Origin of the sequence: Bradyrhizobium canariense (assembly GCF_018130465.1) — a bacterium.
Classification (GTDB): Bacteria; Pseudomonadota; Alphaproteobacteria; order Rhizobiales; family Xanthobacteraceae; genus Bradyrhizobium; species Bradyrhizobium canariense_C.
The window spans coordinates 785,620-810,682 of record NZ_JAFCKJ010000001.1 but is presented as its reverse complement, the minus strand read 5'-3'; the positions used below and the strand labels follow the sequence as shown (position 1 = coordinate 810,682).

The 25,063-nt window shown below is 65.4% G+C and carries 26 protein-coding genes; 5 read left to right on the top strand and 21 right to left on the bottom strand.

Annotated features, from left to right (window positions below; all coding sequences use genetic code 11):
• Positions 1-3 precede the first annotated feature (3 nt).
• The 4 genes from JQ591_RS03525 to JQ591_RS03510 are packed head-to-tail and all read right to left on the bottom strand — an operon-like array spanning position 4 to position 3,771.
• A complete protein-coding gene (locus JQ591_RS03525; RefSeq protein WP_211394646.1) occupies positions 4-810 on the bottom strand; it encodes an ABC transporter permease in 807 nt (268 codons plus the stop codon).
• A complete protein-coding gene (locus JQ591_RS03520) occupies positions 807-1,682 on the bottom strand; it encodes an ABC transporter permease (RefSeq protein ID WP_211394645.1) in 876 nt (291 codons plus the stop codon). Before JQ591_RS03520 ends, JQ591_RS03525 begins: the two co-directional genes overlap by 4 nt.
• Positions 1,679-2,713 (bottom strand): ABC transporter ATP-binding protein, encoded by a 1,035-nt coding sequence (locus JQ591_RS03515; RefSeq protein WP_211394644.1) that lies wholly within the window; start codon positions 2,711-2,713, stop codon positions 1,679-1,681. The genes JQ591_RS03520 and JQ591_RS03515 overlap by 4 nt, the downstream gene beginning before the upstream one ends.
• Positions 2,714-2,736: 23 nt before the next feature.
• Positions 2,737-3,771 (bottom strand): ABC transporter substrate-binding protein, encoded by a 1,035-nt coding sequence (locus JQ591_RS03510; protein ID WP_211394643.1) that lies wholly within the window; start codon positions 3,769-3,771, stop codon positions 2,737-2,739.
• Positions 3,772-4,043: 272 nt separating this feature from the next.
• Between JQ591_RS03510 and JQ591_RS03505 the strand changes: the two genes are divergently transcribed.
• Positions 4,044-4,958: a LysR substrate-binding domain-containing protein gene (locus JQ591_RS03505; RefSeq protein WP_211394642.1), complete on the top strand. Its 915-nt coding sequence runs from the start codon at positions 4,044-4,046 to the stop codon at positions 4,956-4,958.
• Here JQ591_RS03505 and JQ591_RS03500 read toward each other — a convergent pair.
• From JQ591_RS03500 to JQ591_RS03460, 9 genes are read right to left on the bottom strand one after another with little or no spacing between them, the layout of a single operon-like run.
• Positions 4,948-6,321, bottom strand: coding sequence for an amidohydrolase family protein (locus JQ591_RS03500; RefSeq protein WP_211394641.1), 1,374 nt, complete (start codon positions 6,319-6,321; stop codon positions 4,948-4,950). The genes JQ591_RS03505 and JQ591_RS03500 overlap by 11 nt on opposite strands.
• Positions 6,318-7,901, bottom strand: coding sequence for an ABC transporter substrate-binding protein (locus JQ591_RS03495; RefSeq protein WP_211394640.1), 1,584 nt, complete (start codon positions 7,899-7,901; stop codon positions 6,318-6,320). The genes JQ591_RS03500 and JQ591_RS03495 overlap by 4 nt, the downstream gene beginning before the upstream one ends.
• Positions 7,902-7,943: 42 nt before the next feature.
• A complete protein-coding gene (locus JQ591_RS03490; protein ID WP_211394639.1) occupies positions 7,944-8,594 on the bottom strand; it encodes an aspartate/glutamate racemase family protein in 651 nt (216 codons plus the stop codon).
• A gap of 8 nt (positions 8,595-8,602) precedes the next feature.
• On the bottom strand, positions 8,603-9,487 hold the full coding sequence (locus JQ591_RS03485; RefSeq protein ID WP_211394638.1) for a polysaccharide deacetylase family protein: 885 nt from the start codon (positions 9,485-9,487) through the stop codon (positions 8,603-8,605).
• A complete protein-coding gene (locus tag JQ591_RS03480) occupies positions 9,474-10,289 on the bottom strand; it encodes an ABC transporter substrate-binding protein (RefSeq protein ID WP_211394637.1) in 816 nt (271 codons plus the stop codon). Before JQ591_RS03480 ends, JQ591_RS03485 begins: the two co-directional genes overlap by 14 nt.
• 14 nt (positions 10,290-10,303) lie before the next feature.
• On the bottom strand, positions 10,304-11,068 hold the full coding sequence (locus JQ591_RS03475) for an amino acid ABC transporter ATP-binding protein (protein ID WP_211394636.1): 765 nt from the start codon (positions 11,066-11,068) through the stop codon (positions 10,304-10,306).
• Complete coding sequence (locus JQ591_RS03470) at positions 11,065-11,922, bottom strand: amino acid ABC transporter permease (RefSeq protein ID WP_211394635.1); 858 nt, start codon at positions 11,920-11,922, stop codon at positions 11,065-11,067. The genes JQ591_RS03475 and JQ591_RS03470 overlap by 4 nt, the downstream gene beginning before the upstream one ends.
• On the bottom strand, positions 11,919-12,743 hold the full coding sequence (locus JQ591_RS03465) for an ABC transporter substrate-binding protein (RefSeq protein ID WP_211394634.1): 825 nt from the start codon (positions 12,741-12,743) through the stop codon (positions 11,919-11,921). The genes JQ591_RS03470 and JQ591_RS03465 overlap by 4 nt, the downstream gene beginning before the upstream one ends.
• A 35-nt stretch (positions 12,744-12,778) precedes the next feature.
• Positions 12,779-13,735 carry an N-carbamoyl-D-amino-acid hydrolase gene (locus JQ591_RS03460; protein ID WP_211394633.1) on the bottom strand — a complete coding sequence of 319 codons (957 nt, stop codon included), beginning with the start codon at positions 13,733-13,735 and terminating at the stop codon, positions 12,779-12,781.
• Positions 13,736-13,886: 151 nt separating this feature from the next.
• On the opposite strand from JQ591_RS03460, the gene JQ591_RS03455 reads away from it, so the two are divergent.
• Positions 13,887-14,813 (top strand): LysR family transcriptional regulator, encoded by a 927-nt coding sequence (locus tag JQ591_RS03455; protein ID WP_211394632.1) that lies wholly within the window; start codon positions 13,887-13,889, stop codon positions 14,811-14,813.
• 23 nt (positions 14,814-14,836) lie between these two features.
• Positions 14,837-15,556 carry a type 1 glutamine amidotransferase gene (locus JQ591_RS03450; RefSeq protein ID WP_211394631.1) on the top strand — a complete coding sequence of 240 codons (720 nt, stop codon included), beginning with the start codon at positions 14,837-14,839 and terminating at the stop codon, positions 15,554-15,556.
• Between the two features lie 118 nt (positions 15,557-15,674).
• Here JQ591_RS03450 and JQ591_RS03445 read toward each other — a convergent pair whose 3' ends face one another.
• From JQ591_RS03445 to JQ591_RS03410, 8 genes are all read right to left on the bottom strand, one after another.
• On the bottom strand, positions 15,675-16,142 hold the full coding sequence (locus tag JQ591_RS03445) for a DUF1348 family protein (RefSeq protein ID WP_211394630.1): 468 nt from the start codon (positions 16,140-16,142) through the stop codon (positions 15,675-15,677).
• Positions 16,143-16,219: 77 nt separating this feature from the next.
• Complete coding sequence (ybgC, locus tag JQ591_RS03440; protein ID WP_249136477.1) at positions 16,220-16,624, bottom strand: tol-pal system-associated acyl-CoA thioesterase; 405 nt, start codon at positions 16,622-16,624, stop codon at positions 16,220-16,222.
• Positions 16,625-16,737: 113 nt separating this feature from the next.
• On the bottom strand, positions 16,738-17,655 hold the full coding sequence (locus JQ591_RS03435; RefSeq protein ID WP_211394628.1) for a metallophosphoesterase: 918 nt from the start codon (positions 17,653-17,655) through the stop codon (positions 16,738-16,740).
• Positions 17,656-17,784: 129 nt separating this feature from the next.
• Entirely contained in the window at positions 17,785-18,837 is a 1,053-nt protein-coding gene (ruvB, locus tag JQ591_RS03430; RefSeq protein WP_211394627.1) for a Holliday junction branch migration DNA helicase RuvB, read from the bottom strand.
• Complete coding sequence (locus JQ591_RS03425; protein ID WP_211394626.1) at positions 18,834-19,364, bottom strand: hypothetical protein; 531 nt, start codon at positions 19,362-19,364, stop codon at positions 18,834-18,836. The genes ruvB and JQ591_RS03425 overlap by 4 nt, the downstream gene beginning before the upstream one ends.
• Complete coding sequence (ruvA, locus tag JQ591_RS03420; protein WP_027515524.1) at positions 19,361-19,978, bottom strand: Holliday junction branch migration protein RuvA; 618 nt, start codon at positions 19,976-19,978, stop codon at positions 19,361-19,363. Before ruvA ends, JQ591_RS03425 begins: the two co-directional genes overlap by 4 nt.
• Complete coding sequence (ruvC, locus tag JQ591_RS03415; protein WP_211394625.1) at positions 19,975-20,502, bottom strand: crossover junction endodeoxyribonuclease RuvC; 528 nt, start codon at positions 20,500-20,502, stop codon at positions 19,975-19,977. The genes ruvA and ruvC overlap by 4 nt, the downstream gene beginning before the upstream one ends.
• A gap of 213 nt (positions 20,503-20,715) precedes the next feature.
• Positions 20,716-21,462, bottom strand: coding sequence for a YebC/PmpR family DNA-binding transcriptional regulator (locus JQ591_RS03410; RefSeq protein WP_211394624.1), 747 nt, complete (start codon positions 21,460-21,462; stop codon positions 20,716-20,718).
• Positions 21,463-21,668: 206 nt separating this feature from the next.
• Between JQ591_RS03410 and JQ591_RS03405 the strand changes: the two genes are divergently transcribed.
• Entirely contained in the window at positions 21,669-23,417 is a 1,749-nt protein-coding gene (locus JQ591_RS03405) for a methyl-accepting chemotaxis protein (RefSeq protein ID WP_211394623.1), read from the top strand.
• A 109-nt stretch (positions 23,418-23,526) separates the two neighbouring features.
• The gene (locus JQ591_RS03400) at positions 23,527-24,951 is read left to right on the top strand and encodes a methyl-accepting chemotaxis protein (protein ID WP_211394622.1); all 1,425 of its coding nucleotides are present in this window, start codon (positions 23,527-23,529) and stop codon (positions 24,949-24,951) included.
• Positions 24,952-25,063 lie beyond the last annotated feature (112 nt).

Here is a 25,063-nt window from a genome sequence, read left to right as displayed (position 1 = left end):
CTCCTATCGCCCTGTATCGCCCTTGCCGGCGAGCACGCGGTCGAGCCCGTAGAAGCGGTCGAGCAGAATGAGGGCGGTCATGGTGATCGCGATCACGCAGGCCGAGACCGACGTCACCAGCGGATCGATGTTGTCCTGGATGTACAGAAACATCCGCACCGGCAGTGTTTCGGTGCCAGGTGCAGCGAGGAAGACGGTCATGGTGAGATCGTCGAAGGACTGGATGAAGGCGAGCGCCCAGCCGCTGATGACGCCCGGCATGATCAGCGGTAGCGTTACGCGGCGGAACAGCGTCCAGCCGCCGGCGCCGAGCGAGACCGCCGCCATTTCGACCGAGAGGTCCATGCCGGTTGCCGCCGCCAGCGTCAGCCGCAATGCGAACGGAAACACGATGATGACATGCGCGATGATCAGCGCGGCGAAGCTGCCGCCGAGGCCCGCCGAGGTGAAGAAGCGCAGGAACGCGATGCCGAGCACGACATGCGGGATCATCAGCGGCGACAGGAACAAGGCCGCCAGTGCGTCGCGACCGCGGAACCGATAGCGCGCGATCGCCAGCGCCGCAGGCACGGCGAACAGCAGTGCCACGAAGGAGGATAGTGCGCCAAGGCCAAGACTGACCCAGAAAGCATGGACGAATTCGGGATAATTGGCGATCGCCCTGAACCAGCGCAACGAAAAACCGTTTGTCGGCAGCGACAAGAAGCCTTCAGGCGTGAACGCAACGAGGCAGACGACGAGGATCGGCGCCACCATGACGATGACGAAGATGGTGTGGAAGATCAGCGCGAGCGGCCCGTTTCGACTCATCGGAAAACCTCCGCGTAACGGCGCTCGATCAATGCGTTGCTGCCGACGACGATCAAGACCAGCGCGGCCAGCAGCAGCGTGGCGACCGCCGCACCCAGCGGCCAGTTCAGCGTGTTGAGGAACTCGTCATAGGCGAGCGTCGCCGCGACCTTGAGCCGGCGGCCGCCGATGATCGCGGGTGTCGCAAACGCGCTGGCCGAGAGCGAGAACACGATGATCGCCCCCGACAGCACGCCTGGCATGATCTGCGGCATGATGATGCGGCGGATGATGGTCACGGGGCCGGCGCCGAGCGACATCGCGGCATTCTCGATCTGCGGATCGAGACGCTGCAGCGCCGCCCACACCGACAGCACCATGAATGGCATCATCACGTGCGCAAGCGCGACCACCATGCCGGTTTCGGTGAACATGAAGGGGATAGGCGCGCGGATCAGCCCGGCCGACATCAGCAGCTTGTTGACGAGCCCGTTGTTGCCGCCGAACAGCAACGCCCAGCCGAGCGTCCGCGCCACCACGGAAATCAACAGCGGCCCCAGGATGACCAGCAGGAAAACGCTCTTCCAGCGTCCGCCCATGCGATTCAGGATGTAGGCTTCGGGCGCGCCGAGCAGCGCGGTGAGCAGTGTGGTGAGGATCGCAATGCGAAATGTCCGCCAGAACATCTCGGCGTAATAGGGATCGGTTACGATCTCGAGCCAGTTCTTGAGGATGAAGACCGGCTCGATGCCCTTGTACTGGCCCCAGTCGTGGAACGACAGCATCACAGTCATTGCCAGCGGGATCAAGAGCACGCCGACGAACAGCGTCAAAGCGGGCGCGGTCAGCGCCCAGGGCGTGCGTGCGTTTCGTTCCTCGGCAGAAGCGCTCATGCGACGCCCCTCACGCCCATGTCCTCCGGCCGCCAGGTGAGGTGAACTGCCTCGCCCTCGACCGGCTGCGACCGGCCGTCGTTCTGGCGGATCACGGTCGCCGGGCCACATTCGCTCTCGCACTGGAACAGCCAGTGATTGCCCTGGAAGATGCGCGTGACGATCTTTGCGCTGAGGCCTGCGTCGCCAAAGTCGATCCGCTCGGGGCGAATGCTGATGGTGACGGGACCGCTGAGCCCAGCGGGCGCAGGCGCGCTCCACGAGCCGGCGATCAATCGCGCAGGCGCACTCGTCCGATCGATCGTCGCAGCAAAGTCGTTGGTCTTGCCCAAAAACTGCGAGACGAAGGCCGAGGCCGGCTTCTCATAAGTCTCCTGCGGCGTGCCGATCTGCTCGATGCGGCCCTGGCTCATCACCACGATACGGTCGGACAGCGACATCGCCTCGTTCTGGTCGTGGGTGACGAGGATCGTGGTGGTGCCGATGGTGCGCTGGATCTGCCGCAGCTCGATCTGCATCTCCTCGCGCAGCTTGGCGTCGAGATTCGATAGCGGCTCGTCGAGCAGCAGCACGCTCGGCTTGATCACCAGCGCGCGCGCCAGCGCCACGCGCTGCTGCTGGCCGCCGGACATGCGGCGTGGATGACGCTCCTCGTAGCCGGCAAGCCCGACCATCGCGAGCGCGGCGCGGACGCGCTCGGTCCGTTCGCCGCGCGGCACGTTGCGCATCTCGAGGCCGAAGGCGACATTCTCGGACGCGGTCATGTGCGGAAACAGCGCGTAGCTCTGAAACACGATGCCGAGCCCGCGTTTGGCCGGATGGATCGCGGTCAAGTCCTTGCCCTCGAGTCGGATCGCGCCGCGGGAGGGATCGAGGAAGCCCGCGATCATTTGCAGGGTGGTTGTCTTGCCGCAACCGGAAGGGCCGAGGAAGGAAATGAACTCCCCCTTCCCCACCGCGAGACTGAAGTCGTCGACGACAGTCTGCGCTCCGAATTGCTTGGCAACCCCTTCGAGTTCGAGATAGGCCATCGCACTGTCTCCGGTATGGCCGATCAGCGCTCGACCTCGCGATTCCAGCGCTTGGTCCATTCCTCGCGCTTCTCGTTGATGACGGTCCAGTCCGGATTATACAGCTTTGCGGCGCGCTCGCCGATCGGCGCCATCTTGCCGAGCTCCGGCGGGACCACCAGCGATTTCAACACCGGGCCATAGCCATAGTCCTTCAGCAACACGAGCTGGATTTTTGGGTCGAGCAGCATCTTGATGAAGCTCGACGCGAGCGGCGAGGCGTTCGGCTTGGTGATCGGACACGCCGTCGTCAGCAACGTCGCGGCGCCTTCCTTCGGATAGACGAAGTCGACGGGGAAGCCGGTATTGGCAAAGCTCTGCACGCGGCCGGTGCCCCACACCGCGATCACGGCCTGGCCGGACTGAAACAGCTCGGTCATCTTGCCCGGCGACGGCTCATAGGCGAGCACGTTCGGATTGATCTGCTCCTTGAAGATCTTGAAGCCGGAATCGACATTGGACTCGCCGCCGCCGTTCATCTTCGACAGCATCACCAGCGCTTCGAGGCCATAGGTGTTGTTGATCGGCGGGATCACGAGCTGCTTGGCGTATTTCGTGTCCTTCAAATCGTTCCAGGAGGTCGGCGGCGCCCAGCCCTTCTCCGCAAACACTTTGGTGTTGTACATCAGGCCGGTCGCGACGATGCCGATCGCGACCGCGCGATCGTCCTTGAAGCGGGCGGTGTCGTAGAGATCGGTCGGCAGGCTGTCGAGCTTGCCGCAGAAGCCGAGCTGGATCGCCTGGTACATCGGGCCGTCATCGACGATGGCGACGTCGATCTGCTGGTTGCCCTTTTGCGCCTGGAGCTTTGCCAGCGTGTCGGTGGAGTTGCCGGCGACGTACTCGACCTTGACGCCGTTCTCCTTCTCGAAGGTCGGGATCACCTCGTCGCGGATGGTCTTCTCGAACGAGCCGCCATAGCCGGCGACATAGAGCGTCTTTTGCTGGGCCGTGGCGACCGACGGGGCGGCAATGAGAGCCGCGATGCCGACCGCTGTCAGAAGGCGAAAAGTCTTCATGTGGTCCGATCTCCATACCGGGATGAGGTGACGTGCCGACGAGTCTCTTTGGCTGAGCCTTCCGCATTTCCTTCCGCGCAAATCCCTCTCCAACCAGGGCTCCGGCCCCTGCTCGGCGGATTTTGGCGCGATCCGGAGGTTTGAACTCCTCCAATCTGCCGAAAAAGCGGGCTGTCTCCAGTCCTGATGAAAAAGATCGCAAACTCTGGCTTCCATCGTCCAATGAATAATGGCACCGTCTGCATGCCTAAATGTTATGAATGGAATTCGGGATGGCGCGGATCAATTCGCGGCAGGTGGAGGCCTTCCGGGCAACCATGCTGACGGGCAGCGTGACTGAGGCGGCGGCGCTGATGAAGGTGACGCAGCCGGCAGTCAGCCGGTTGCTGCGCGACCTCCAGGCGCTGCTGAAGATGGAGCTGTTCGAGCGGCGCGGCACAGGCCTCGTGCCGACCGCCGCGGCGATGGCGCTCTATACTGAAGTGGAGCGTTCCTTCGTCGGCCTCGAACGCATCAGCGCGGCGGCGGAAGAAATTCGCGGCCGCCGCACCGGCTCGCTCCGGATCGCAGCACTTCCAGCATTGTCGAACGGCTATCTGCCGCGGCTCACCGGTCACTTCCTGAAGGAGCGGCCGAACCTCAACCTTGCCTTCTTCGGCGTGATCTCGCCGATCGTGGTCGATTGGGTGCTGAACAACCAGTGCGACGTCGGCTTTGCCGAGGTGCCGATCGCGCATTCGGGCCTTCCTAGCCAGAAGCTGCCGGCGCCGGCGCGCGTCGCCGTGCTGCCGACAGGTCATCGCCTCGCGGAAAAGGAAGTTTTGGAGCCGCACGACTTCGAGGGCGAGACCTTCATCTCGTTGTCGGCGGGCTCGTCGAGCCGTCACCTCGTCGACCAGATCTTCCATCGTCACGATGTCCGCCGCGTGCTGCGGGTCGAGACCGCGCTGTCGGAGATCATGTGCGGCATGGTGTCGTCGGGGCTCGGGGTCGCGATCTGCGATCCCTTCACCGCGCAGGAATTTTCCACCCGCGGCGTCGTCGTGCGCCGCTTCCTGCCCCGCATCGACTTCGAATTCTCAGCGGTCTTTCCGGCGCAGCGCAGCCCCTCGCCGGTGGCGCTGGATCTGGTCGAGACCATGCGCAAGGCGCTCGCCGAATTCGACGAGCCAGCCCTCAGCCGTTGAACGCAGCCTGCGCCTCCGGCAGATCCCAGATCTTGCCGATCGCAGCGGTCCCGGCAGCTGTGATCGCTGCCTCGTCAGCACCGAGATAACGGCCGGCATCGACCAGCACGCGGCCGTCGACCACGACCTGATCGATATTGGCGCGATTGGCGAGCGCGATCAGCGCACGGCGCGGGTCGAACAGCGGCTGAAGATGCGGATGAGTGAGATCGACCACAGTGAGGTCGGCGGTCGCGCCGGGCTCGATGCGGCCGAGGTCGGGCCGCTTGATGACATCGGCGGCAACCGCCGTGTTCGCCTCGATCAGCTCGGGCGAATTCGCGACATCGGCGCGTGCTGAGGTGATCTTGGAGATCAACGAGGCGGCATTGAGCTCGCCGAGCAGGTCCATGTTGTAGCCGTCGGTGCCGACCACGGTGCGAACGCCGTGCTCCGCAAACCGGCTGAACGCGGCAGTGACGCCGGCGCGCGCGAATACGCGCGGGCAGTTGAGAACCGTCATGCCGCGCGCGGCCATCAGCTTGAGATCGTCGTCGGTGCTGAACATGCAGTGCGCCGCCATCAGATCGGGCGCCAGCAGGCCCAGCCAGTCGAGATATTGCGCCGGCGTGCGGCCGCCATAGCGCTTGCCGATGGTTTCGACCTCGGCGCGGCTCTGCGCCATATGCGTCGTGATCGGCACGCCAAGCTCGCGCGCCCGCGCGGCGCAGGCCTTCAACAGATCGGGGCCGCAGGTGTCGGTGGCATGCGGACTCATCGCAACGCCGATGCGACCGTCGCCACGATTATTCCAGCGCTGGTAGAGCGCATCCCAGGTCGCCATGTCGGCGGTGCCGTCATCGCCGGAATAGTGCACAACGCCGTCCGGGCCGGCCTTGGCGTCCGACGTCGAGAACAGATAGGGCGCGCCGTAGAAACGGATGCCCATCTCCTCGGCGGCGTCGAACATCTCCGGGATCGAGTTCCGGAACGGCTCCATCACCGTGGTGGCGCCGCCCTTCAGGAGTTGAAGAATGCCGAGCCGCGCGACCGCCATGCGCTCTTCCGCCGACAGCAGATCGGCGCCGCGCTTGGTCAGCGGCAGAAGCACCGTGTAGACAATGCTCTGGTTGTTCTTGCGGCCGTTGCCGTCCTCGGTGTGGCTGCGCGCCACCGCTTCAGAGAAGCAGTGATTGTGCAGGTTCAACAAGCCCGGCAGCACGAAGCGGCCGGGACGGTCGTAAGTTTGATCCGCGCGCGGCTTGTCGCGCGTCACCGCGGCGATGGTCTTGCCTTCGACCAGAACCCAATGGTCGCGCAACACGTCCTGCGCGCCGTCCTTGCGTGACAGCACATAGCTGCCGAAGATTGCGATCGTGCTCATGCGGGGCGTACATTCCAGAAGACGGCGGTGCCGTCGAGAATGCCGGTGATGGCTTTGCGATAGGCGGTCGGCTGCTTATACAGGCCGATCGGAATATAAGGAATTTCCTGGAAAGCCACCGCCTGGATCTCACGGCAGATGCGCTGCTGCTCCGCGAGCTCGGAGGCCGCCAGCCACTGGCTGCGCAGGCCGGCCATCTTCTCGCTCGCATACCAGCCGGCGACCTTGCCCTCGCCACGGATGTTGGTGTTGCCGGCCGGATTGAGCCAGTCGATGCCCTGCCAGTTGCCGACCGCGGCGCTCCAGCCGCCCTGTCCTATCGGGTCCTTCTTGAGCTGACGCTGCAACACGACGGCAAAATCGAGCCCGGCATATTCGACGTTCATGCCGGCCTTGCGCAGTGAGTCGACCGCGATCTCGCCAAGCGGCTTCTGCGCCAGTGAGTTGGTGGGGACGAGCACCACTATCTTCTCGCCATTGTAGCCGGCGGCCTTGAGATCGGCTTTCACCTTGGCGTAGTCGCGCGGGCCGCGGAACACATCGAGGCCGACCTCGCTCGCCATCGGCGTATTCGGCGCGAAATAGCCGATCGGGGATACCTGGAAGTTCGGATCGGTACCGGCCACCGCGGTCATGAAGGCGGATTGATCGATCGCCCCCAGGAGCGCGCGGCGAACGGCAGGGTTGTCGAACGGCGGCTGCAGATGATTGAGGCGCAGCATGCAGGCATAGCCCCGGGGATCGAGGATGCGCGTCTCGATGTCGCCGGCAGCCTTGATGATCGGCAGCAGGTCGTGCGGCGTGGTCTCCTGCCAGTCCTGCTCGCCGGTCTGCAGCGCGGCGACGCCGGTGCCGGCATCCGGCGTGGTGGTCCAGACCACGCGGTCGTAATGCACGATCTTCGGACCCGCGGTCCAATCCGGCTTGCCGTCGGTGCGCGGCTGATAGCGCTCGAACTTGGCGTAGGCATTGCGCGCGCCCTGCACGCGCTCGTCGGCGAGATAGCGGAACGGGCCGCTGCCGATCACTTCGGTCAGCGGCTTGAACGGATCCTGGCTCGCCAGCCGCTCCGGCATCATGAAGCAGGCGTTGATCGCGGCCTTGCCGAGCGCCTGCGGCAGCAGCGGGAACGGACGTTTGAGGCGGAAGCGGATGGTGCGGTCGTCAGCGGCCGACAGCTCGTCGGTCGCCTCCATCAGCTCGCCGCCAAAGCCGTCGCGCGCGGCCCAGCGGCGGATGCTCGCGACGCAGTCGCGGGCGAGTACGCGCTCGCCGTCGTGCCAGAACAGGCCGTCGCGCAAGCTGAGGTCCCATTGCAGCCCGTCGCCGGAGACGACGTGGCCCGACAGCATCTGCGGCGAGACTTGCAGGGAGGAGCTCATGCCGTAGAGCGTGTCGTAGACCATGAAGCCGTGGTTTCGCGACACCTGCGCCGTGGAATAGATGGGGTCGACGAAGGCGAGGTCGATGACGGGAATGAAGCGTAACGTGGTCTGGGATTCGGCGCGCAGGATGCCCGGGAATGACAGCGCCGGTACGGCGGCTGCGGCTTTCAACAGGGAGCGGCGGGAGACGGGCATTACAAGGAGCTCCTGAAGAGATCGAACTGCAGCATTGGCGTTTCAGATATTCAACAAGACGGCACCGATCGCAGCGGCCACCGCCTGCTGCGCCGGCTCGACCACGGGAACGCCGATGGCATCCGCGATCGCCGCGCGATGCGAGGCCATGCCGGCGCAGCCCATCACCACCACATCGGCGCGGCATTGCGTGACCAGCGCGCGGCCGGCTTCGATCAACCGGCCCCGGATGTCCGCGCCTGCCGTCTCCGCCGCGCTCGCACCGACCGACCAGCTTCCGGCATAACGACTGTCGACGCCCATCACCCGCGCCATGCGCTGCTGGCGGCGGATGCTCGACGGCGACAGCGCAATGACGCCAAAGCGTTCGCCCAGCATCAACGCACGAAATATGCCGCACTCGGCGATGCCCATCACCGGGCGCCCACCGGCCGCCTCGCGCACCGCATGCAGGCCGGGATCGCTGAAGCAGGCGAGCACGAAGGCATCCGCATCGTCGCGCGACACACGATTGACGAGCGGCATCACGACGCTGTCGGCATCGCGCTGCGAGCTGATGCCGGGCGGCCCCTCGGCAAGGCCGACGACCTCGATTTCAGGTCCGCCGGCGATGCGCAGCGGCGCGACGGCGTCGTCGATCGCCGCCGTCACCGATGCGGAGGAGTTGGGGTTGATGACGAGGATGCGGGTCATAGCACGGCTCAACTTTTGCCGGCCTCGTGGCGCAGGAAGTTGGCCGCGATCTTCTCACCGGTCGTGATCCAGACATCCGGGCACGACTTTGCGTAGGTCAGGAACTCACGCAGCAGGCGCAGCCGCATTGGTCGGCCGCTGCATTGCGGATGCAGGACGGTCGTCACCATCGCGCCCCAGTCTCTGGTTTCGTCGAGCTCGTCCTTCCAGATCGAAAGCACATGCTCCTTGGGGAAAATCGAGCGCGGACTGAAGCGCGCGGACAGGCCGTGCATCCAGTCGTCATAGCTCGCGGTCACCGGCAGCTCGATCGTACCCGGCTTGCCGTCTGCGAGACGATGGCGATAGGGCCGCACGTCGTCGCGAAACGAGGAGGTGTAGACGATGCCGTGGCGCACCAACGCCACCCGCAGTTCCTCGGTGAACTCGCCGTAAGGCGCGCGATAGCCGGTCGGCTTGACGCCAAGCCGGCGCCTGAGCGCCTCGAAACCGCGCTCAAGCTCGTCCTCGATCCAGGGATCGCCGGGATCGGGCAGCAGATGGTGATAGCCGTGATGGCCGATCTCGTGACCGGCCTTGAGGATGGATTCCGCCATCGCCGGATGCGCGTCGACCGACCATCCCGTGACGAAGAAGGTCGCCTTGAGATCGAGCTGGTCGAGCAGTTCCAGGAGTTTCGGCGTGCCGACGCGCGCCTCATAGCCGCCATAGCTCATGGTGATGAGCCGCTGCGCGTGCACCGCGTCCTTGCTGGTCCAGGCGCTCTCCGCGTCCACGTCGAACGACAGGAACATCGCCGAGTTGTACGGTTTCGGCCAGGGGTATTCCGGCGCAGGATCCGCCGTGTTGGCCGGAACGAGTGGAATGCTCTGGAGTGCCTTACTGTCCAGCATTGATCGTCGCCTTTTCGAGTGCGTTGTCAGTCAGTTTCCACTTGGCAAGCAGCGTACGATACGTGCCGTCCGCGATGAGCGCATCGACCGCCTCCAGCATGGCTTGCTGCAGCGCCTTTTCCTTGACCGGCAGAGCGATGCCGGTGAATTGCTGCGCGAGGGGCTCGCCCACCGCCGCATAGGTGCCGGGCTCGAGGTCCATGATGTAGGGCAGCGTCTCGTTGCCCTGGGCGGCGGCATCGATGCGGCCCTGCCTGAGCTGGGTGCGGGCGTCGGCCGAGCCGTCGGTGCCGACGAACTGGATCGGATTGGTGCCGCAATTCTTCTCGCTCCAGGCCGCGATCTGCGCCGGGAACATGGTGCGGCGGCTGGCGCCGACCTTCTTGCCGCAGAGCGATGTCGCGTCCTTGAACTCCGCCTTGCGCGACTGCTGCACGAAGAACTGCGGACCGCTGCGCAGATAATCGACGAAGGACGCGATCTCGTGCCGGCTGGCATAGTCCGTGAAGCCGGACAGGATGGCGTCCACCCGCCCGGTCGAGATCGACGGCATGAACTCGGCAAAACTGGTCTCCTGCCATTCGATCTTGACGCCGAGCTTGCGGCCGATGGCCTCGCCGAGATCGACGTCGAAGCCGGACAACGCGTTGGTGGCGGGATCGCGGAACTCCATCGGCGGATAGTTCGGCACCAGCGCGACCTTGATGCTGCCGCGCTTGGCGATCTCCGCCGGCAGCTCGATCGCCATGACCGGAGCGCTCATGGCGCCAACGAGTGCTGCCGTAACCAAAAGTCTCTTCATCGATACGCCCCCATTCAGATTACTGCCGAAAGAAATGCCCTGGTGCGCTCCTCGCGCGGCGCGCCCAGGACATCGGATGCGCGCCCCTGCTCGATGATCGCGCCCTGGTCCATGTAGACGACGCGATCGGCGACCTCGCGCGCGAAGCCGAGTTCGTGCGTCACCACCATCATGGTCATGCCGCTGCGTGCCAGCTCCTTCATGACCGCCAAGACCTCGCCGACGAGCTCGGGATCGAGCGCGCTGGTCGGCTCGTCGAACAGCATCAGCATCGGCTTCATGGCGAGCGCCCGCGCAATCGCCACACGCTGCTGCTGGCCGCCGGAAAGCTGCGCGGGATATGAGTCCGCTTTGGCCGACAATCCGACGCGCCGCAGCAGCTCGATCGCCTCAGCGCGCACCTCGTCGGATTTTCGTCCCTGAACCTGGAGCGGACCTTCGGTGATGTTTTCGAGCGCGGTCTTGTGCGGAAACAGGTTGAAGCGCTGGAACACCATGCCGGTCTTCAGCCGCTGCCGCCCGATTTCACGCTCGGTGAGGCGATGCAGCCGTCCGCCCTGCTCGCGCACGCCCAGGAGCTCGCCGTCGAGCCAGATGCCGCCACTGTCGATCGCGGCGAGCTGGTTGATGCAGCGGAGCAGCGTGGTCTTGCCGGAGCCGGAGGCTCCGATCAGGCACATCACCTCGCCGGGCCAGACGTCGAGCGTGACGCTCTTGAGAGCCTGGAACTCGCCAAAATTCTTGGCGACGGAACGGATGGCAACGAGGGGTTTTGTCATCGCGCAAACTGCAATGTGCCGCGCGCAAAACGACGTTCGAGCAGCATCTGGAGCGGCGTCAGGATCGAGACGACGAGCAGGTACCAGAGCCCGGCGACGATCAGGAGCTCGATCACGCGCGAATTGGCGTAGTAGATATTTTCGGCGTTGTGCAACAGTTCCGGATACTGGATGACGCTGGCGAGCGAGGTCGCCTTCACCATGCCGATGAACTCGTTGCCGAGCGGCGGGATCACCACCCGCATCGCCTGCGGCAGGACGATCCGGCGCAGCGCACGCAAGCGTCCCATGCCGATCGCCTGCGCCGCCTCATATTGCCCGATATCGACCGACAGCATGCCGGCGCGCATCACTTCCGACGTATAGGCACCCTGGTTGATGCCGAGCCCGAGCAGCGCGGCAAGGAACGGCGTCATGACGTCGACGGCACGTGCGCTCCACAGGCCGGGAATGCCGATGGTCGGAAACACCAGCGCAAGATTGAACCACAGCAGCAGTTGCAGGATCAGCGGCGTGCCGCGGAACAACCAGGTGTAGCCGGCGGCGACCGTCTTCAGCACCGGGTTGGGCGACAGCCGCATGATCGCGACGACCACGCCGAGGAAAATGCCGAGCGCCATCGCCAGCACCGCCATCACCATGGTGTTGACGATGCCTTCGAGGATGACCTTCGCGGTCAGGAAGCGGCTGACATAGGACCATTCGATCTGACCGCCCGCAAAGGCGCGCACGATCAATGCGAGCACAAGAACGATCAGCGCTGCGCTGAGCCAGCGAAACCAGTGCGGCTCGCGCGCGATCCGCATCCCCGACAGATCGGGAAAGCCCTCCGCGAGGGCCGGTGCCGACTTCATTGCGGCGCCGCGTTCAGCATGGGCTGGGCGACCGCGTTGGCGCCGAGGCCCCATTTGTCGAGGACGACCTTGTAGGAGCCGTCGGCGATCATGGCGGTGAGCTTCTCGGTCACCACCTCACGTAGCGCCACATCGTCCTTGCGGAACATGATGCCCTGATATCCTTTGGCAAAGGGCTCGCCAATCACGCGGTATTTGCCGGGCTCCTGCGTTTGCGCGTAAGGCAAGGTTTCGCTGCCCTGTACGGCGGCGTCGATGCGGCCCTGCTTGAGCTGGTTGCGAACGTCGATCGAGTTCTCGCCCGGCACGTACTGGATCGCCGTCTTGCCGGCCGGCTCGCAATTCTGCTTGCTCCACTTCTCGATCTCGACCGGGAAGCTGGTGCTGCGGGTGGTCCCGACCTTCTTGCCGCAGAGATCGGTCGCAGCCTTGGCTTCGCTCTCCGCCATCACGAAGAACTGCGGACCGGTCCCGAGATAATCGACGAAATCCGCGGTCTCGCGCCGCGAGGCGCGATCGGAGATGCCGGAGATGATGAAATCGGCGCGCCTGGTCTGGAGCGACGGGATCAATTCGGCGAACGGCGTCTCGCTCCAGACGATCTTCACGCCGAGACGCTTGGCGAGCTCGTTCGCCAGATCGACATCGAGCCCGACGAGCTCATTCGTCGCGGGATCGCGGTATTCCATCGGCGCGTAAGTGGAGTTGACCGTGAGCTTCAACGCGCCCGCTTGCTTGATCTCCGCCGGAAGCTCCGCCGCCTGCGCGGACGTGACGGCAGCCAACGCTGCGAACCCGAGGAAATGCGAGAGGCGTGTCATGTCAGCTCCTTTGCCAACGTTGTTGGAACGTCCTGTCAGTCTGCATCGAGAACCGCGGGTTCGATCACGCCGGCACGTTCGGTGATCACCCTGTATTGCTCCGGCCGCCGGTGCGCGGCAAAATTGAACATCTTGTCCTTGCCCTGGCGGCAGAGGTCGAGATCGATGTCGGCGACGATCACCTCGTCAGCCAGCGTCTGCGCTTGCGCAACGATGCGGCCATTGGGATCGACGATGCAGGAGCCGCCGATCAGCCCGGAGCCGTCTTCCTCGCCCGCCTTCGCCACCGAGATCGCCCAGGTCGCGTTCATGTAGGCGTTGGCCTGTGTCACCAGGATCGAATGGAAGGTGCGGAGCGCCCCGTCTTCCGTCGTGCCGCCATTGGGATCGTAGGCCGCCGAATTGTAGCCGATGCAAACGAGCTCGACGCCCTGCAGGCCGAGCACGCGCCAGGATTCCGGCCAGCGGCGATCATTGCAGATCATCATGCCCATGATGGCGTGCGCCCAAGCCGATCCGGCGCGGAAGGCGGGGAAGCCGAGGTCGCCATACTCGAAATAGCGCTTCTCGAGCTGCTGGTAGCGTGCACCGGGACGCGGCTCGACCGAGCCCGGCAGGTGCACCTTGCGATAGCGGCCGAGCAGCTCGCCGTCGCGATCGACCAGGACGGCGCAATTGTAGCGGCGTCCATCCGGCGTCAGCTCGGCATAACCGACATAGAAGCCGACGCGCAGCGCACGCGCACGGTCGAACAAGGCGGCGACGTGCGGGTTCGGCATGCCGCGTTCGAAATAATGGTCGAGCGCATCGCCTTCGAGCAGCCAGCGCGGAAAGAACGTCGTGAAGGCGAGCTCGGGAAACACCACGAGGCTGGCGCCGCGGCCGGCCGCCTCTTCCAGCAGCGCAAGCATCCGCGAGAGCGTATGCTCACGCGTATCGGCTTTTTGCGTCGGCCCCATCTGTGCGGCGGCGGCGCGAAGGACACGAACCAAGATTGCCTCCAATCTGTGCGCAGTGCTGCCTCAATGGGCGAATGAACCCTTTGATGCGGCGTGCAAATCCGCTGCCATTACGCGGAAGCGGGGCTGCAAAATCAATTCATTCTGCTATGATGTTTTGGCCCAGAGTATAATCGGCAGTGATATGAACCTGCGCCAGCTCGAGATCCTTCGCGCCGTCATCCGCCACCGCACCACGGTTGCGGCCGCCGACGAACTGGCACTGTCGCAGCCTGCAGTGAGCAATGCGCTGAAGACGATGGAGGCGCAGGCGGGGTTTGCGCTGTTCGAACGCGTCAACAACCGGCTGTTTCCGACTACGGAGGCGATGGCGCTCTACAAGGAGAGCGATGCGATCTTCGCGTTGCACGCCAAGCTCGAGAATCGCGTGCGCGATCTGCGCGAGAACCGCTCCGGGCATCTCGCGTTGGTCGCCACGCCGCCGCTGGCCTACAGCATCATCCCCTCTGCTCTATCGGCTTTCCTGCGCCGCCGTCCGGAGACGCGGGTGTTCTTCGACGTGCGGCGCTATGAGGGCATCATCGAAGGCGTGCTCAACCGCGTCGCCGAGCTCGGCTTCGCGCTCGGGCTGACACATCATCCAGGCATCGCCCATGAGGTGGTGCACACCGGCGAGATGGTGTGCGTGCTGCCGCCGCAGCACCCGCTCGCCGACCGGCCGGTGATCTCGGCCGCGGACCTGTCCGGCATGCCCTTCATCGGGCTCGAGCGCGGCACGCGGCTTGGTGAGGCCGTGCGTGACAGTTTTGCCCGCGCCGGCGCGCCGTTCCGGCCGACCGTCGAGGTGCGCTACTGCAACACGGCCTGCGTGCTCGCCGCCGCCGGCGTCGGCGCCGCGGTGGTCGATCCCTTCTCGCCGCGGCAGAACGGCGGGACCGGCCTCGTGGTGCGGCCGTTCGCGCCGACGACGCACGCCGTCGCCTATATGCTATGGTCGGAAGCCGAGCCGCTGTCGCGCCTCGCCAAGGCGTTTCTCAACGAGGTCCGGAAAGAGAGTGCGCTGCTGGAGCGCACAGCGCCACACCAGCAACATGGGGCAGGAAGCGACTGAGCTTAACCTTTACCAGAGGGCACATGGCACGCATCACCATCATCGAGACCGGGCAGGTCCCACAAAAATATCGCGAGCGCCACGGTTCGTTCCCGGACATGTTCGAGCGCATGGTTCGCACCGAAGACCCGGCAGCCACGGTCGACGTGGTCAGCATCCCGAATGGCGATCCGCTTCCCGATCCGAGCAAGCTGGAGGCCGTGCTGATCACCGGCGCGGCCGCCGGCGTGTATGACGGGCTCGACTGGATTGCGCCGCTGGAAGATTTCGTGCGCACGGCCTACGCCAACAGGACACCGATGGTCGGCATCTGCTTCGGTCATCAGTTGATCGCGCAGGCGCTCGGCGGCACCGTGCGCAAGTCGGAGAAGGGCTGGGGCATCGGCCGGCACGTCTATCAGGTGCTGCCGGACAACGGCGTCGTAGACGGCGAAGCGGTCGCCATCGCCTGCTCGCATCAGGACCAGGTGGTCGAAGCGCCGAACGACGCGCTGACGATCCTCTCGTCCGACTTCACGCCGCATGCCGGCCTGCTCTACGCCAACGGTGCGACGCTCACCGTGCAGCCGCATCCGGAGTTCGACGTGGAGTTTGCGCAAGTGTGCTGCGAGCTGCGCGACGGCAAGGCGCCGGAGGATGTCGTCGCGACAGCGCGGGATTCTCTCGCGCAACCGCTGGACAGCGCCAAGCTCGGTGGAGCGATCACGCGGTTTCTGGCGCGCAGACCCATCCCCTCATCCTGAAGGAGCGCGCTTGCGCGCGTCCCGAAGGATCGAGGCCCGGATGCAGCAGCGGAGCCTGCATGGTTCGAGACGCCGCTTCGCGGCTCCTCACCATGAGGGGAGACAGTTGTTTCTCGGCTCAGAAAGGGTCCGTCCCCAGCCCCGGCACGTCGGCCGGCCTTGGCCCCGGCGCCGGCCAGTGAAACCGCCGATCCTTCTCCGCAATCATGATGTCGTTGATCGAGGCCTCGCGGCGCCGCATCAGGCCGTGCTCGTCGAACTCCCACTGTTCGTTGCCGTAGGAGCGGTGCCACTGGCCGCCCGCATCGTGCCATTCGTACTGGAAGCGCACGGCGATGCGGTTGCCGTCGAAGGCCCAGAGGTCCTTGATCAGGCGGTAGTCGTGCTCCTTCTCCCATTTGCGGGTGAGAAACGCGACGATGGCTTCGCGACCCTGAAAAACCTCGGAGCGATTGCGCCAGCGGCTGTCCTCGGTATAGGCGAGCGAGACGCGCACCGGGTCGCGCGAATTCCAGGCGTCCTCGGCCATGCGGGCCTTTTGCGCTGCGGTCTCACGGGTGAAGGGCGGAAGCGGCGGGCGCGACATGATGGCCTCATCGGTTGACGGAAGCGCAATCTATCGCCGCATGCGGCGGAGTCGAGAGGCCGTCCGCTATCGCCCGATCACGAAATCAGATCAGCCTTCATCATGGCGCGGATCGATTTCGGGATCGGCTGCGCACGGCCGCCGCTGATGAAGGCGACGCGCACCTCGGCTTTCACCAGCACGTCTTCGCCGCGCCGCACCTCCTGCGCCAGCATGATGGAGGCGCCCTTCACCGCGACCGGCCAGGTCACGACGTCGAGCACGTCGTCCATCCGGGCAGGCTTGAGGAAATCCAGATGCATCGAGCGCACCACGAAGGCGAAGCTCGCGTCTTCCGTCTCGGCCTGATCGAACAGCGCCTGCTGCTCGGCGCCCATCAGCCGCAGATGATTGGTCCGTCCGCGCTCCATGAAGCGCAGATAATTGGCGTGATAGACGATGCCGGAAAAATCCGTGTCCTCGTAGTAGACGCGGACCTGCATGTGGTGGCGGCCATCGCGGATCTCGCCATCGAGATGAGCTGTCACGTCGCGAGCCTCTTCTCTTTTAGATAGAGGCCCGTTTTGCGCAAAAATGGCCGACCGCGCAAGCCGGACTACGCCACCGCCGGCCCTCGGCCCAGCGTCACCTCGACGATCTCAGGCGGCACGCCGACGCGGATCGGCATGAGGCTGCAACCGAGGCCGCCGGAGATGATGACATCGCATTTCAGCCGGACATGGCCGTAGGCGAGCCGCAGGCCATGCTGCCGCGGAACCGCCGGCGACCAGCCGAGCAGGCGGACCTGGCCGCCATGGGTATGGCCGGATAGTTGCAGCGCGACGCGGGCGGGCACGCGCGGCGCGATGTTGGGCTCATGCGCGAGCAGGATCACCGGCGCGTCGTCGGTGACCTTGGCAAGCGTCGCGTTGAGATCGTCGGCGCCGAAGCGCCCCGTGCTCCGGAAGCGTCGCGCCGGCAGAAAGGCGAGTTGATCGCCGAGGCCGGCGAGCCAGAACGCGCGGCCGTCCTTGGTGAGCCGCACGACGTCGTTCTCGTAGACGGGAATGCCGGCCGTCTCCAGCGCGCGATGCGCGACCGTCGGTCCGTGGCCTGCCTGCTGCACGGCCCGATCCACCCAATAGTCATGATTGCCCATGACGGCGTGAACGCCGAGCGGCGCTTTCAGGCCGGCCAGCACCTTGGCCCACTCGTTCGCCGGAATGATGCGCGTGACCTGGTGCAGACCGGCGACGTAGTCGCCGAGCAGCACGATGATATCCGCATTCAGCGCGTTGGTGCGATCGACGATGGCCTCGATCCGCTCCAGCGACATCCAGGGATCGCAGGCATGGATGTCGGCGATCACGGCGATCTTCAGCGGAAAATCCGCCGGCCATTGCCGTGGGGTCGGGTGATAGCGGGTGACCCGAAGCCGCAGCACCGGCTCGACGCCGACGCCGTAGGCGGCGGTCGAGACGGCGAGAGCGGAGAGGCCGCCGATGGAACGGATGAGATGACGGCGCGTGATCATGGAAGCCCGATCGTGATACAGCTTCCTGATGCGATCCGATTGGAGCGGAAATGGGGTGCGTTTGTGCAGACCCTCTGCACGAGATGACCGGAAATTCATGACGGCCCGAGCACTCTGCACTTGCGCAGATCAGTCGTCGCTCTCGTCGGTGCCGAACAGGCCGAACTGTGCCGCCGCATCGCGCGTCGGCTCGCTGATGCCGAGATGGCGGAAGGCGTGCGAGGTGAGCAGGCGGCCGCGCGGGGTGCGCTGCAGATAACCGCACTGGATCAGATAGGGCTCGATGATGTCTTCGATCGCATCGCGCGGCTCGGACAGAGCGGCGGCCATCGTCTCGACGCCGACCGGGCCGCCGCCATAGTTCTGCGCGATGGTCGTGAGGTAGCGGCGGTCCATCGCGTCGAGGCCGGCGGCGTCGACCTCGAGCGCGCTCAGCGCGTGGTCGGCGATCCCTCGATCGATCTTGTCGGCATCGGCCGCCGAGGCGAAATCGCGCACGCGGCGCAACAGCCGGCCTGCGATACGTGGCGTGCCGCGGGCGCGCCGCGCGATCTCGTTGGCGCCGTCCGCGCTCATGCCGATATTGAGCACGCGCGCGCCGCGGGTGACGATGCTTTCCAGCTCCTCGATGGTGTAGAAGTTGAGCCGGATCGGAATGCCGAAGCGGTCGCGCAAGGGATTGGTGAGCAGGCCGGCGCGCGTGGTGGCGCCGACGAGGGTGAATTTCGACAGCTCGATCTTGACCGAACGCGCCGCCGGGCCCTCGCCGATGATGAGGTCGAGCTGAAAATCCTCCATCGCGGGATAGAGCACCTCTTCCACCGCCGGGCTGAGGCGATGGATCTCGTCGATGAACAGCACGTCACGCTCTTCGAGATTGGTGAGCAGCGCGGCGAGATCGCCGGCCTTGGCGATCACTGGACCCGATGTGGCGCGAAAGCCGACGCCGAGCTCCTTGGCCACGATCTGCGCCAGCGTGGTCTTGCCGAGGCCGGGCGGGCCGACGAACAGCACGTGATCCAGCGCCTCGCCGCGCTTGCGCGCCGCCTCGATGAAGATCGAGAGGTTCTTGCGCGCCTGCTGCTGGCCGACGAAGTCGGACAGCGATTGCGGGCGCAGCGCAGTGTCGCCGACATCATCGCTGCGGCGCTCGGGCGTGACCATGCGGGGAGGAGTACTCATGCGGGCAGGATAACACGGTGCAGCGGTTTCGCGAGCCACCAGCACAGGCTGGCCGGGACGACGGCGACGATGGCGAGCATGGCTGAAAGCTTCAGCGCCTCAGGTCCGGAACCGACACTCGGCAAGATCACCGCGGAGGTTTCGGCGGGCACAACGAACATGCCAATTGCGACGAAGCCGGCGGCGGCCACGGCCGCGGCGAGCCACGCCATCCAGATCATGTTGAGGTCGGCGTAGACCGCGGCCAGCGCGAATATCAAGCCGGCGGCGACTGCAGGAAGGAACGAGGCGAGAACCGTGGCGATGGCCAGCACCACGATCGCGATCGAAATCAGGGCGCGCAGCGCCTCCAGCTCGAGGAGCGCAAGAAACATCTGCAGCACAGCGGCACCGAGCGCCGTCACCGTCACCGAAATCAGCGCGGCGATCGTCAGCGGCCCCACAACGGAGAAAATCACGACGATACCGGCTACGCGCGAAAGGCGACGAAAAAGAACGGCGACGGGATTGGCGCGGGCCGCACTCACTTCGACAGCTCCTTCAGGCCTAACCGGATGAGCTGCGCGGTCTCGGCGCTCTCGCCTGCGCTGCGCGATGCCGATGCGATGGCCGCGGCCGCCTGCGGCTGGCCGTAGCCGAGATTGACCAGCGCGGAGATCGCGTCCGCCACGGGCCGCGGCGCGCGCTGGTCGTCGACGGCGCCAGCGAGGTGCACGACCGCCGGATCGACATTGGCGAAGGCCGGCGCCTTGTCCTTCAACTCGGTGACGATGCGCTCGGCGACCTTGGGGCCGACACCGGGCGTGCGCGCCACCGCGGCCTTGTCGCGCAATGCGATCGCGTTGGCGAGGTCGGAAGGCTGCAGCGTGCCGAGCACGGCGAGCGCGACCTTGGCGCCGACGCCCTGCACGGTCTGGAGCAGGCGAAACCATTCGCGCTCCTGGTCGCTGCGGAAGCCGAACAGCTTGATCTGATCCTCGCGGACATAGGTCTCGATCGACAGCACGGCGGCCTCGCCCGGCGAGGGCAGATGCTGCAGCGTGCGCGTCGAGCAATGCACCTGATAACCGACACCGCCGACGTCGAGGATGACGAAATCCTCACCGTAGGAATCGATCAGGCCCTTGAGCTTGCCAATCATAACCCCGCCACCTTCAGCCGCAGCGCCGCGCCCTGGCGATGATGGGCGTGGGTGATGGCGATGGCGAGCGCGTCGGCGGCGTCCGCGGACGGCGGATCGGCCTTGGGCAGCAAAATCTTGAGCATCATCGCGATCTGGTGCTTGTCGGCGTGGCCGGCGCCGACCACCGTCTTTTTCACCTGGTTCGGCGCGTATTCGGCAACGCTGATGCCGAACATCGCGGGCGCGAGCATGGCGACGCCGCGGGCCTGACCGAGCTTCAGAGTTGCGACGCCGTCCTTGTTGACGAAAGTCTGTTCGACCGCGGCTTCCATCGGCTTGTGACCGGACAGGACGGCGGCGAGCCCCTCATGGATCGCGAGCAGCCGGCTCGCTAGCGGCAAATCGTCCGGCGGCTCCACCGAGCCACAGGCGACGTAGATCAGGCGGTTGCCCTCGGCCTCGATCACGCCCCAACCGGTGCGGCGCAGGCCAGGGTCGATGCCGATGATGCGAACGGGGCCACGAATCGGGAGCGTCGTCATGGGCCAGTGATAGCGGCTGGCTGCCGCGGGGGAAACAGAAACAGAACGAAAGTAACAGGGGAAAGGCGGTCTCGTGCCCCGGGCGCGACGCAGCACGAAGTGATGCGGCGCAGAACCGGGGCCCATTTAGCCGCCGGCGTTTGGAGAACGATGGGTCCCGGCTCTGCGCAGCAGCGTTTCACGCTGCAGCGCTTCCGGGACACGAGAGCGGTGTCACCCGCCCATCTTCGCCAGCAACGCGTCCGACACCTCGAAATTGGCGTAGACGTGCTGGACGTCGTCGTGCTCGTTGAGCAGGTCCATCAGCTTCAAGAGCTTCTCGCCGGTCTCGTCGTCGACCGCGACCGTGTTCTGCGGCTTCCAGATCAGCGCGGCCTTGCGCGGCTCGCCGAACTTGGCTTCCAGCGCCTTGGCAACGTCGCGATAGCCTTCGGTCGAGGCATAGATCTCGTGGCCGCCTTCGCTCGAGACCACGTCGTCGGCGCCGGCCTCGATCGCGGCATCCAGCACCGCATCGTCGGAGGCGACGCTGCGGTCGTATTCGATGATGCCGGTGCGGTCGAACATGAAGGAGACCGAGCCGGTTTCGCCGAGATTGCCGCCGGATTTGGTGAAGAAGGAGCGGATGTCGGAAGCCGCGCGATTGCGATTGTCGGTCAGCGCCTCGACGATGACGGCAACGCCGCCGGGGCCATAGCCCTCGTAGCGGATCTCGTCATAGTTCTCGCTCTCATTGCCGAGCGCCTTCTTGACGGCGCGCTCGATATTGTCCTTCGGCATGTTCTCCTGGCGCGCCGCGATGATGGCCGCGCGCAGGCGCGGGTTCATGTTGGGGTCGGGCGTCCCCAGCTTGGCCGCGACGGTGATTTCCCGCGCCAGCTTGCCGAACAGTTTCGACTTCTGGGCATCCTGCCGCCCCTTGCGGTGCATGATGTTCTTGAATTGGGAATGTCCGGCCATGCGTGATCTTCTCTAGGGGAATCGTGCGCCAAGGTGAGCGTGGGAAGCGCGGCCTTATAGGCCGCCACCCGACTGGAAAGAAAGAGGCTCTACGACTTTAAGGTAACACCGTACTGGCCCTTGCCTAGATGTCAGGCATCGTTAACCCTGATTTCATTCCAGCCTGCGAAAATAGCGTCCGACCGTCCCCCGACAAGAGAGACCTGATGGCATTCGGACTATTTCGGAAGCGTTTGCCGGCCATGGCCGCAACTGCGGTAGCCCCGCAGGCTGCGCAGCCGGCGGCCAATTCCGAGCCTTCCGCGGTCGTCGAAGCCGATTCGGCCAAAGAAATCCTGGAACTGCTGGAACTCGAACTAGGCGCCATGATTCGCCAGCTCGAGCGCTCCGCCAATTCGGTGGCCGGCGGCGCCGAGGCGACCGCCACGACTCTTGCCGCCATTCGCGACCGCACCGACGCCCTGACCGGCCGGACCAACGCCGCGCAATCGAACGCCTCGACCTTCGCCCATGCCGCCGACAAATTCACCCAGTCGGCGCTGGGCATCGGGGCACAGGTTCGCGAGGCCGGCAAGCTCGCCGACGAGGCCAGCGCCGCGGCGCAGGAAGCTCGCGCCAATGTCGATCGCTTGCGCGAATCCTCGGCCGCGATCGGCAACGTCGTCAATCTGATCGCACAGATCGCGCGGCAGACGACGCTGCTCGCGCTCAACTCGACCATCGAGGCCGCGCGCGCGGGCGCGGCGGGAAAGGGCTTTGCGGTCGTCGCCACCGAGGTCAAGGCACTCGCGGTGCAGACCCAGGGCGCGACGGAGGAGATCACCAAAAAGATCGACGCGCTGCAGCGCGACGCCGCCGGCTCCGCGGATGCGGTGCACCGCATCTCGCAGGCGATCGAGGCCATCCGCCCGGTATTCGAGACCGTCAACGGCGCGGTCGCCGAACAGAACGCCACCACCAGCGAAGTCTCCGGCAACGCGACAAGCGCGTCGGAGTTCATCGTCTCGGTCGGCGAAAGCGCGGCCGAGATCGATGCTGCGACCAAGGCGGCCGAGAGCCACGGCCAGAACGTCGCCAGCGCCGGCAAGGCCGTGACCGCCTTCGCACAGAAACTGAAATCGCGCTGCGCCGTACTGCTGCGCCAGAGCGAGCACGACGACCGCCGCAAGACCGAGCGGCTGCCCTGCCATCTCAAGCTCGAAACTGCCCGCGGGGTGCTGCCGGTCTACGAGATATCGATGGACGGCGTGCTGATCGGCGGCGCGGACGCGGGCCGCCTTGCACCGCAAGCAATGATCGAAGCCACCCTCGAAGACGTCGGGGCCTGCCGCCTGCGCGTGGTCGAGCAATCCAAGGCCGGCGCCCGCGCGCAATTCGTCAATCCCGATGCCGCGCTCAAAGAGAAGATCGAGGACAGGCTCTGGTCGATCCACGAAGAAAACACGGAGTTCGTCACCCGCGCCATGGAGGCGGGTAACGCGCTGACCGGAATCTTCGAGCAGGCGGTCGCGCGCGGCGATGTCGGGATCAACGACCTCTTCGACACCGATTATGCCGAAATCGCCGGAACCGATCCGCAGCAGTACCGCACCAGATATCTGGACTGGGCCGACCGCGCGCTGCCGCCGTTCCAGGAAGCCTTTCTGGCGAAGGACCAGCGCATGGCGTTCTGCGCGATGGTCGATCGCAACGGCTTCCTGCCGGTGCACAACAGGATCTATTCGCATGCGCAGCGGCCGGGCGATGCCGCCTGGAACACGGCCAACAGCCGCAACCGGCGGATCTTCAACGATCCGGCGGGGTTGGCTGCCGCCCGCAACCTGCGCTCGTATCTGGTCCAGAGCTATGCGCGCGACATGGGCAACGGAAATACGGTGATGATGCGCGAGATCGACGTTCCGATCCGCGTGCAAGGCCGGCACTGGGGCGGATTCAGGACGGCCTACAAGCTCTAGTGCGCGCTCAGGCAAGACACCAAAGCGCGAATCACCTCTTAAGACCGGAATTGGAATGGGAATGCCGCGGAGAGCCGGCGAACGGCTCTGACTGGAGGACTCTCAAGACATGTCCGTCGCACAACTTGCAGTACTGGACACCGGCTCCAACCGAACGCTTGCCGAACGGCTGATCGATCAGCTCGCCGACCGCATCGGCGGCCTCGGCGTGGAACTCGCCGACATTGCCGGCAACGTCCAGGAAGTCGCAAACCGCGTCGCGAACCAGTCGGATCGGTTCCATCACCTTCAGGAAACCGCCGAGACGATGGTGTCGGCCAACCACGACATCGCCAATGCGTCACAGGCGGTGCAAACGACCACGTCAGCGGCGGTCGGCGAGATCGCGCAGTCGCGCGGCGCAGTCGACGCCGCGGTCAGCCACATCGCCGAGCTCGTCTCCGCGGTGGAGCGGATCGAGGCGCGCTTGAGCGCCGTCGGCTCGGCGCTGGCGCAGGTGGCGAAGGTCTCCGGCTCGATCGAGGCGATCGCGAAGCAGACCAATCTGCTCGCGCTCAATGCCACCATCGAGGCGGCACGCGCCGGCAATGCCGGCCGCGGCTTCGCGGTGGTCGCAAGCGAGGTGAAGAACCTCGCGGAAGCCACCCGTCAGGCCACGCACCAGATCTCCGACACCGTGCGCGATCTCGACGGTCAGATCGAAGGCCTGATCGGGGAGAGCAGCGACGCCTCGCAGCGCGCCAAGACCGCCGGCGAAGGCGCCCAGCAGATATCCGGCATCATCTCGCGGGTCCAGCAGGGCTTCGCCTCCGTGGAAGCGGAGATCGGCAGCGTCACGCGCGCGGCGACCTCCAATCTCGGACACTGCGACACCGTCATCAGCGAGCTCAACGAGCTCGCCAAGGGCGTCGACCTCTCCTCGCGCGATCTCAAGAACGCCGATCAGCGCGTGACAAAACTGCTCGACACGTCCGAAGGCCTGATCGCACTGATCGCCGACAGCGGCGTCGAGACATCGGATGCCCCGCTGATCCGCGTCGTCGTCGAGACCGCAAAACGGATCTCGGACGAGTTCGAAGCCGCAATCGTCCGCGGCGAGATCACGCTCGACCAGTTCATGGACGAGAACTACCGGGAAATCCCCGGCACCGATCCCAAGCAGTACAACACCAACTATGTCGAATTCACCGACCGCGTGCTGCCCGCGATCCAGGATCCGATCCAGAAATCCGATTCCCGCATCGTGTTCTGCGTCGCCTGGGCCAAGGGCGGCTATCTGCCGACGCACAACCCGAACTACCGCCTGCCGCAGGGCAAGGACCCGGTCTGGAACAACGCCAATTGCCGCAACCGCCGCCTGTTCACCGATCGCGCGGTGAAGAAGGTCGCGGCCAACACCAAGCCGTTCCTGCTCCAGACCTATCGCCGCGACATGGGCGGCGGGCAGTTCGTGCTGATGAAGGACCTGTCCTCGCCGATCATGATCCGCGGCAAGCACTGGGGCGCCTTCCGGATGGGCTTCCGGCAGAGCTGACGGTCACTCCTGCGGCCCTTGAATAAAAAAAACCTGAAAAACAACCCCATGCACAGTAGCCGGGGCGAGCAGAATCAATGGCATGAGCGCCTGATGAATCCGTCGATCTAGG

What these genes read in the sequence shown, in the direction of transcription:
- JQ591_RS03405 (WP_211394623.1), top strand. Translation starts at nt 21,669, where the DNA reads ATGGCATTCGGACTATTTCGGAAGCGTTTGCCGGCCATGGCCGCAACT.
- JQ591_RS03500 (WP_211394641.1), bottom strand. Translation starts at nt 6,321, where the DNA reads ATGAGCACGATCGCAATCTTCGGCAGCTATGTGCTGTCACGCAAGGAC.
- JQ591_RS03470 (WP_211394635.1), bottom strand. Translation starts at nt 11,922, where the DNA reads ATGAAGTCGGCACCGGCCCTCGCGGAGGGCTTTCCCGATCTGTCGGGG.
- JQ591_RS03525 (WP_211394646.1), bottom strand. Translation starts at nt 810, where the DNA reads ATGAGTCGAAACGGGCCGCTCGCGCTGATCTTCCACACCATCTTCGTC.
- JQ591_RS03480 (WP_211394637.1), bottom strand. Translation starts at nt 10,289, where the DNA reads ATGAAGAGACTTTTGGTTACGGCAGCACTCGTTGGCGCCATGAGCGCT.
- JQ591_RS03435 (WP_211394628.1), bottom strand. Translation starts at nt 17,655, where the DNA reads ATGATCACGCGCCGTCATCTCATCCGTTCCATCGGCGGCCTCTCCGCT.
- JQ591_RS03450 (WP_211394631.1), top strand. Translation starts at nt 14,837, where the DNA reads ATGGCACGCATCACCATCATCGAGACCGGGCAGGTCCCACAAAAATAT.
- ruvC (WP_211394625.1), bottom strand. Translation starts at nt 20,502, where the DNA reads ATGACGACGCTCCCGATTCGTGGCCCCGTTCGCATCATCGGCATCGAC.
- JQ591_RS03445 (WP_211394630.1), bottom strand. Translation starts at nt 16,142, where the DNA reads ATGTCGCGCCCGCCGCTTCCGCCCTTCACCCGTGAGACCGCAGCGCAA.
- JQ591_RS03510 (WP_211394643.1), bottom strand. Translation starts at nt 3,771, where the DNA reads ATGAAGACTTTTCGCCTTCTGACAGCGGTCGGCATCGCGGCTCTCATT.
- JQ591_RS03485 (WP_211394638.1), bottom strand. Translation starts at nt 9,487, where the DNA reads ATGCTGGACAGTAAGGCACTCCAGAGCATTCCACTCGTTCCGGCCAAC.
- JQ591_RS03400 (WP_211394622.1), top strand. Translation starts at nt 23,527, where the DNA reads ATGTCCGTCGCACAACTTGCAGTACTGGACACCGGCTCCAACCGAACG.
- JQ591_RS03475 (WP_211394636.1), bottom strand. Translation starts at nt 11,068, where the DNA reads ATGACAAAACCCCTCGTTGCCATCCGTTCCGTCGCCAAGAATTTTGGC.
- JQ591_RS03410 (WP_211394624.1), bottom strand. Translation starts at nt 21,462, where the DNA reads ATGGCCGGACATTCCCAATTCAAGAACATCATGCACCGCAAGGGGCGG.
- JQ591_RS03455 (WP_211394632.1), top strand. Translation starts at nt 13,887, where the DNA reads ATGAACCTGCGCCAGCTCGAGATCCTTCGCGCCGTCATCCGCCACCGC.
- ruvA (WP_027515524.1), bottom strand. Translation starts at nt 19,978, where the DNA reads ATGATTGGCAAGCTCAAGGGCCTGATCGATTCCTACGGTGAGGATTTC.
- JQ591_RS03490 (WP_211394639.1), bottom strand. Translation starts at nt 8,594, where the DNA reads ATGACCCGCATCCTCGTCATCAACCCCAACTCCTCCGCATCGGTGACG.
- JQ591_RS03505 (WP_211394642.1), top strand. Translation starts at nt 4,044, where the DNA reads ATGGCGCGGATCAATTCGCGGCAGGTGGAGGCCTTCCGGGCAACCATG.
- JQ591_RS03515 (WP_211394644.1), bottom strand. Translation starts at nt 2,713, where the DNA reads ATGGCCTATCTCGAACTCGAAGGGGTTGCCAAGCAATTCGGAGCGCAG.
- JQ591_RS03495 (WP_211394640.1), bottom strand. Translation starts at nt 7,901, where the DNA reads ATGCCCGTCTCCCGCCGCTCCCTGTTGAAAGCCGCAGCCGCCGTACCG.
- ruvB (WP_211394627.1), bottom strand. Translation starts at nt 18,837, where the DNA reads ATGAGTACTCCTCCCCGCATGGTCACGCCCGAGCGCCGCAGCGATGAT.
- ybgC (WP_249136477.1), bottom strand. Translation starts at nt 16,624, where the DNA reads ATGCAGGTCCGCGTCTACTACGAGGACACGGATTTTTCCGGCATCGTC.
- JQ591_RS03520 (WP_211394645.1), bottom strand. Translation starts at nt 1,682, where the DNA reads ATGAGCGCTTCTGCCGAGGAACGAAACGCACGCACGCCCTGGGCGCTG.
- JQ591_RS03465 (WP_211394634.1), bottom strand. Translation starts at nt 12,743, where the DNA reads ATGACACGCCTCTCGCATTTCCTCGGGTTCGCAGCGTTGGCTGCCGTC.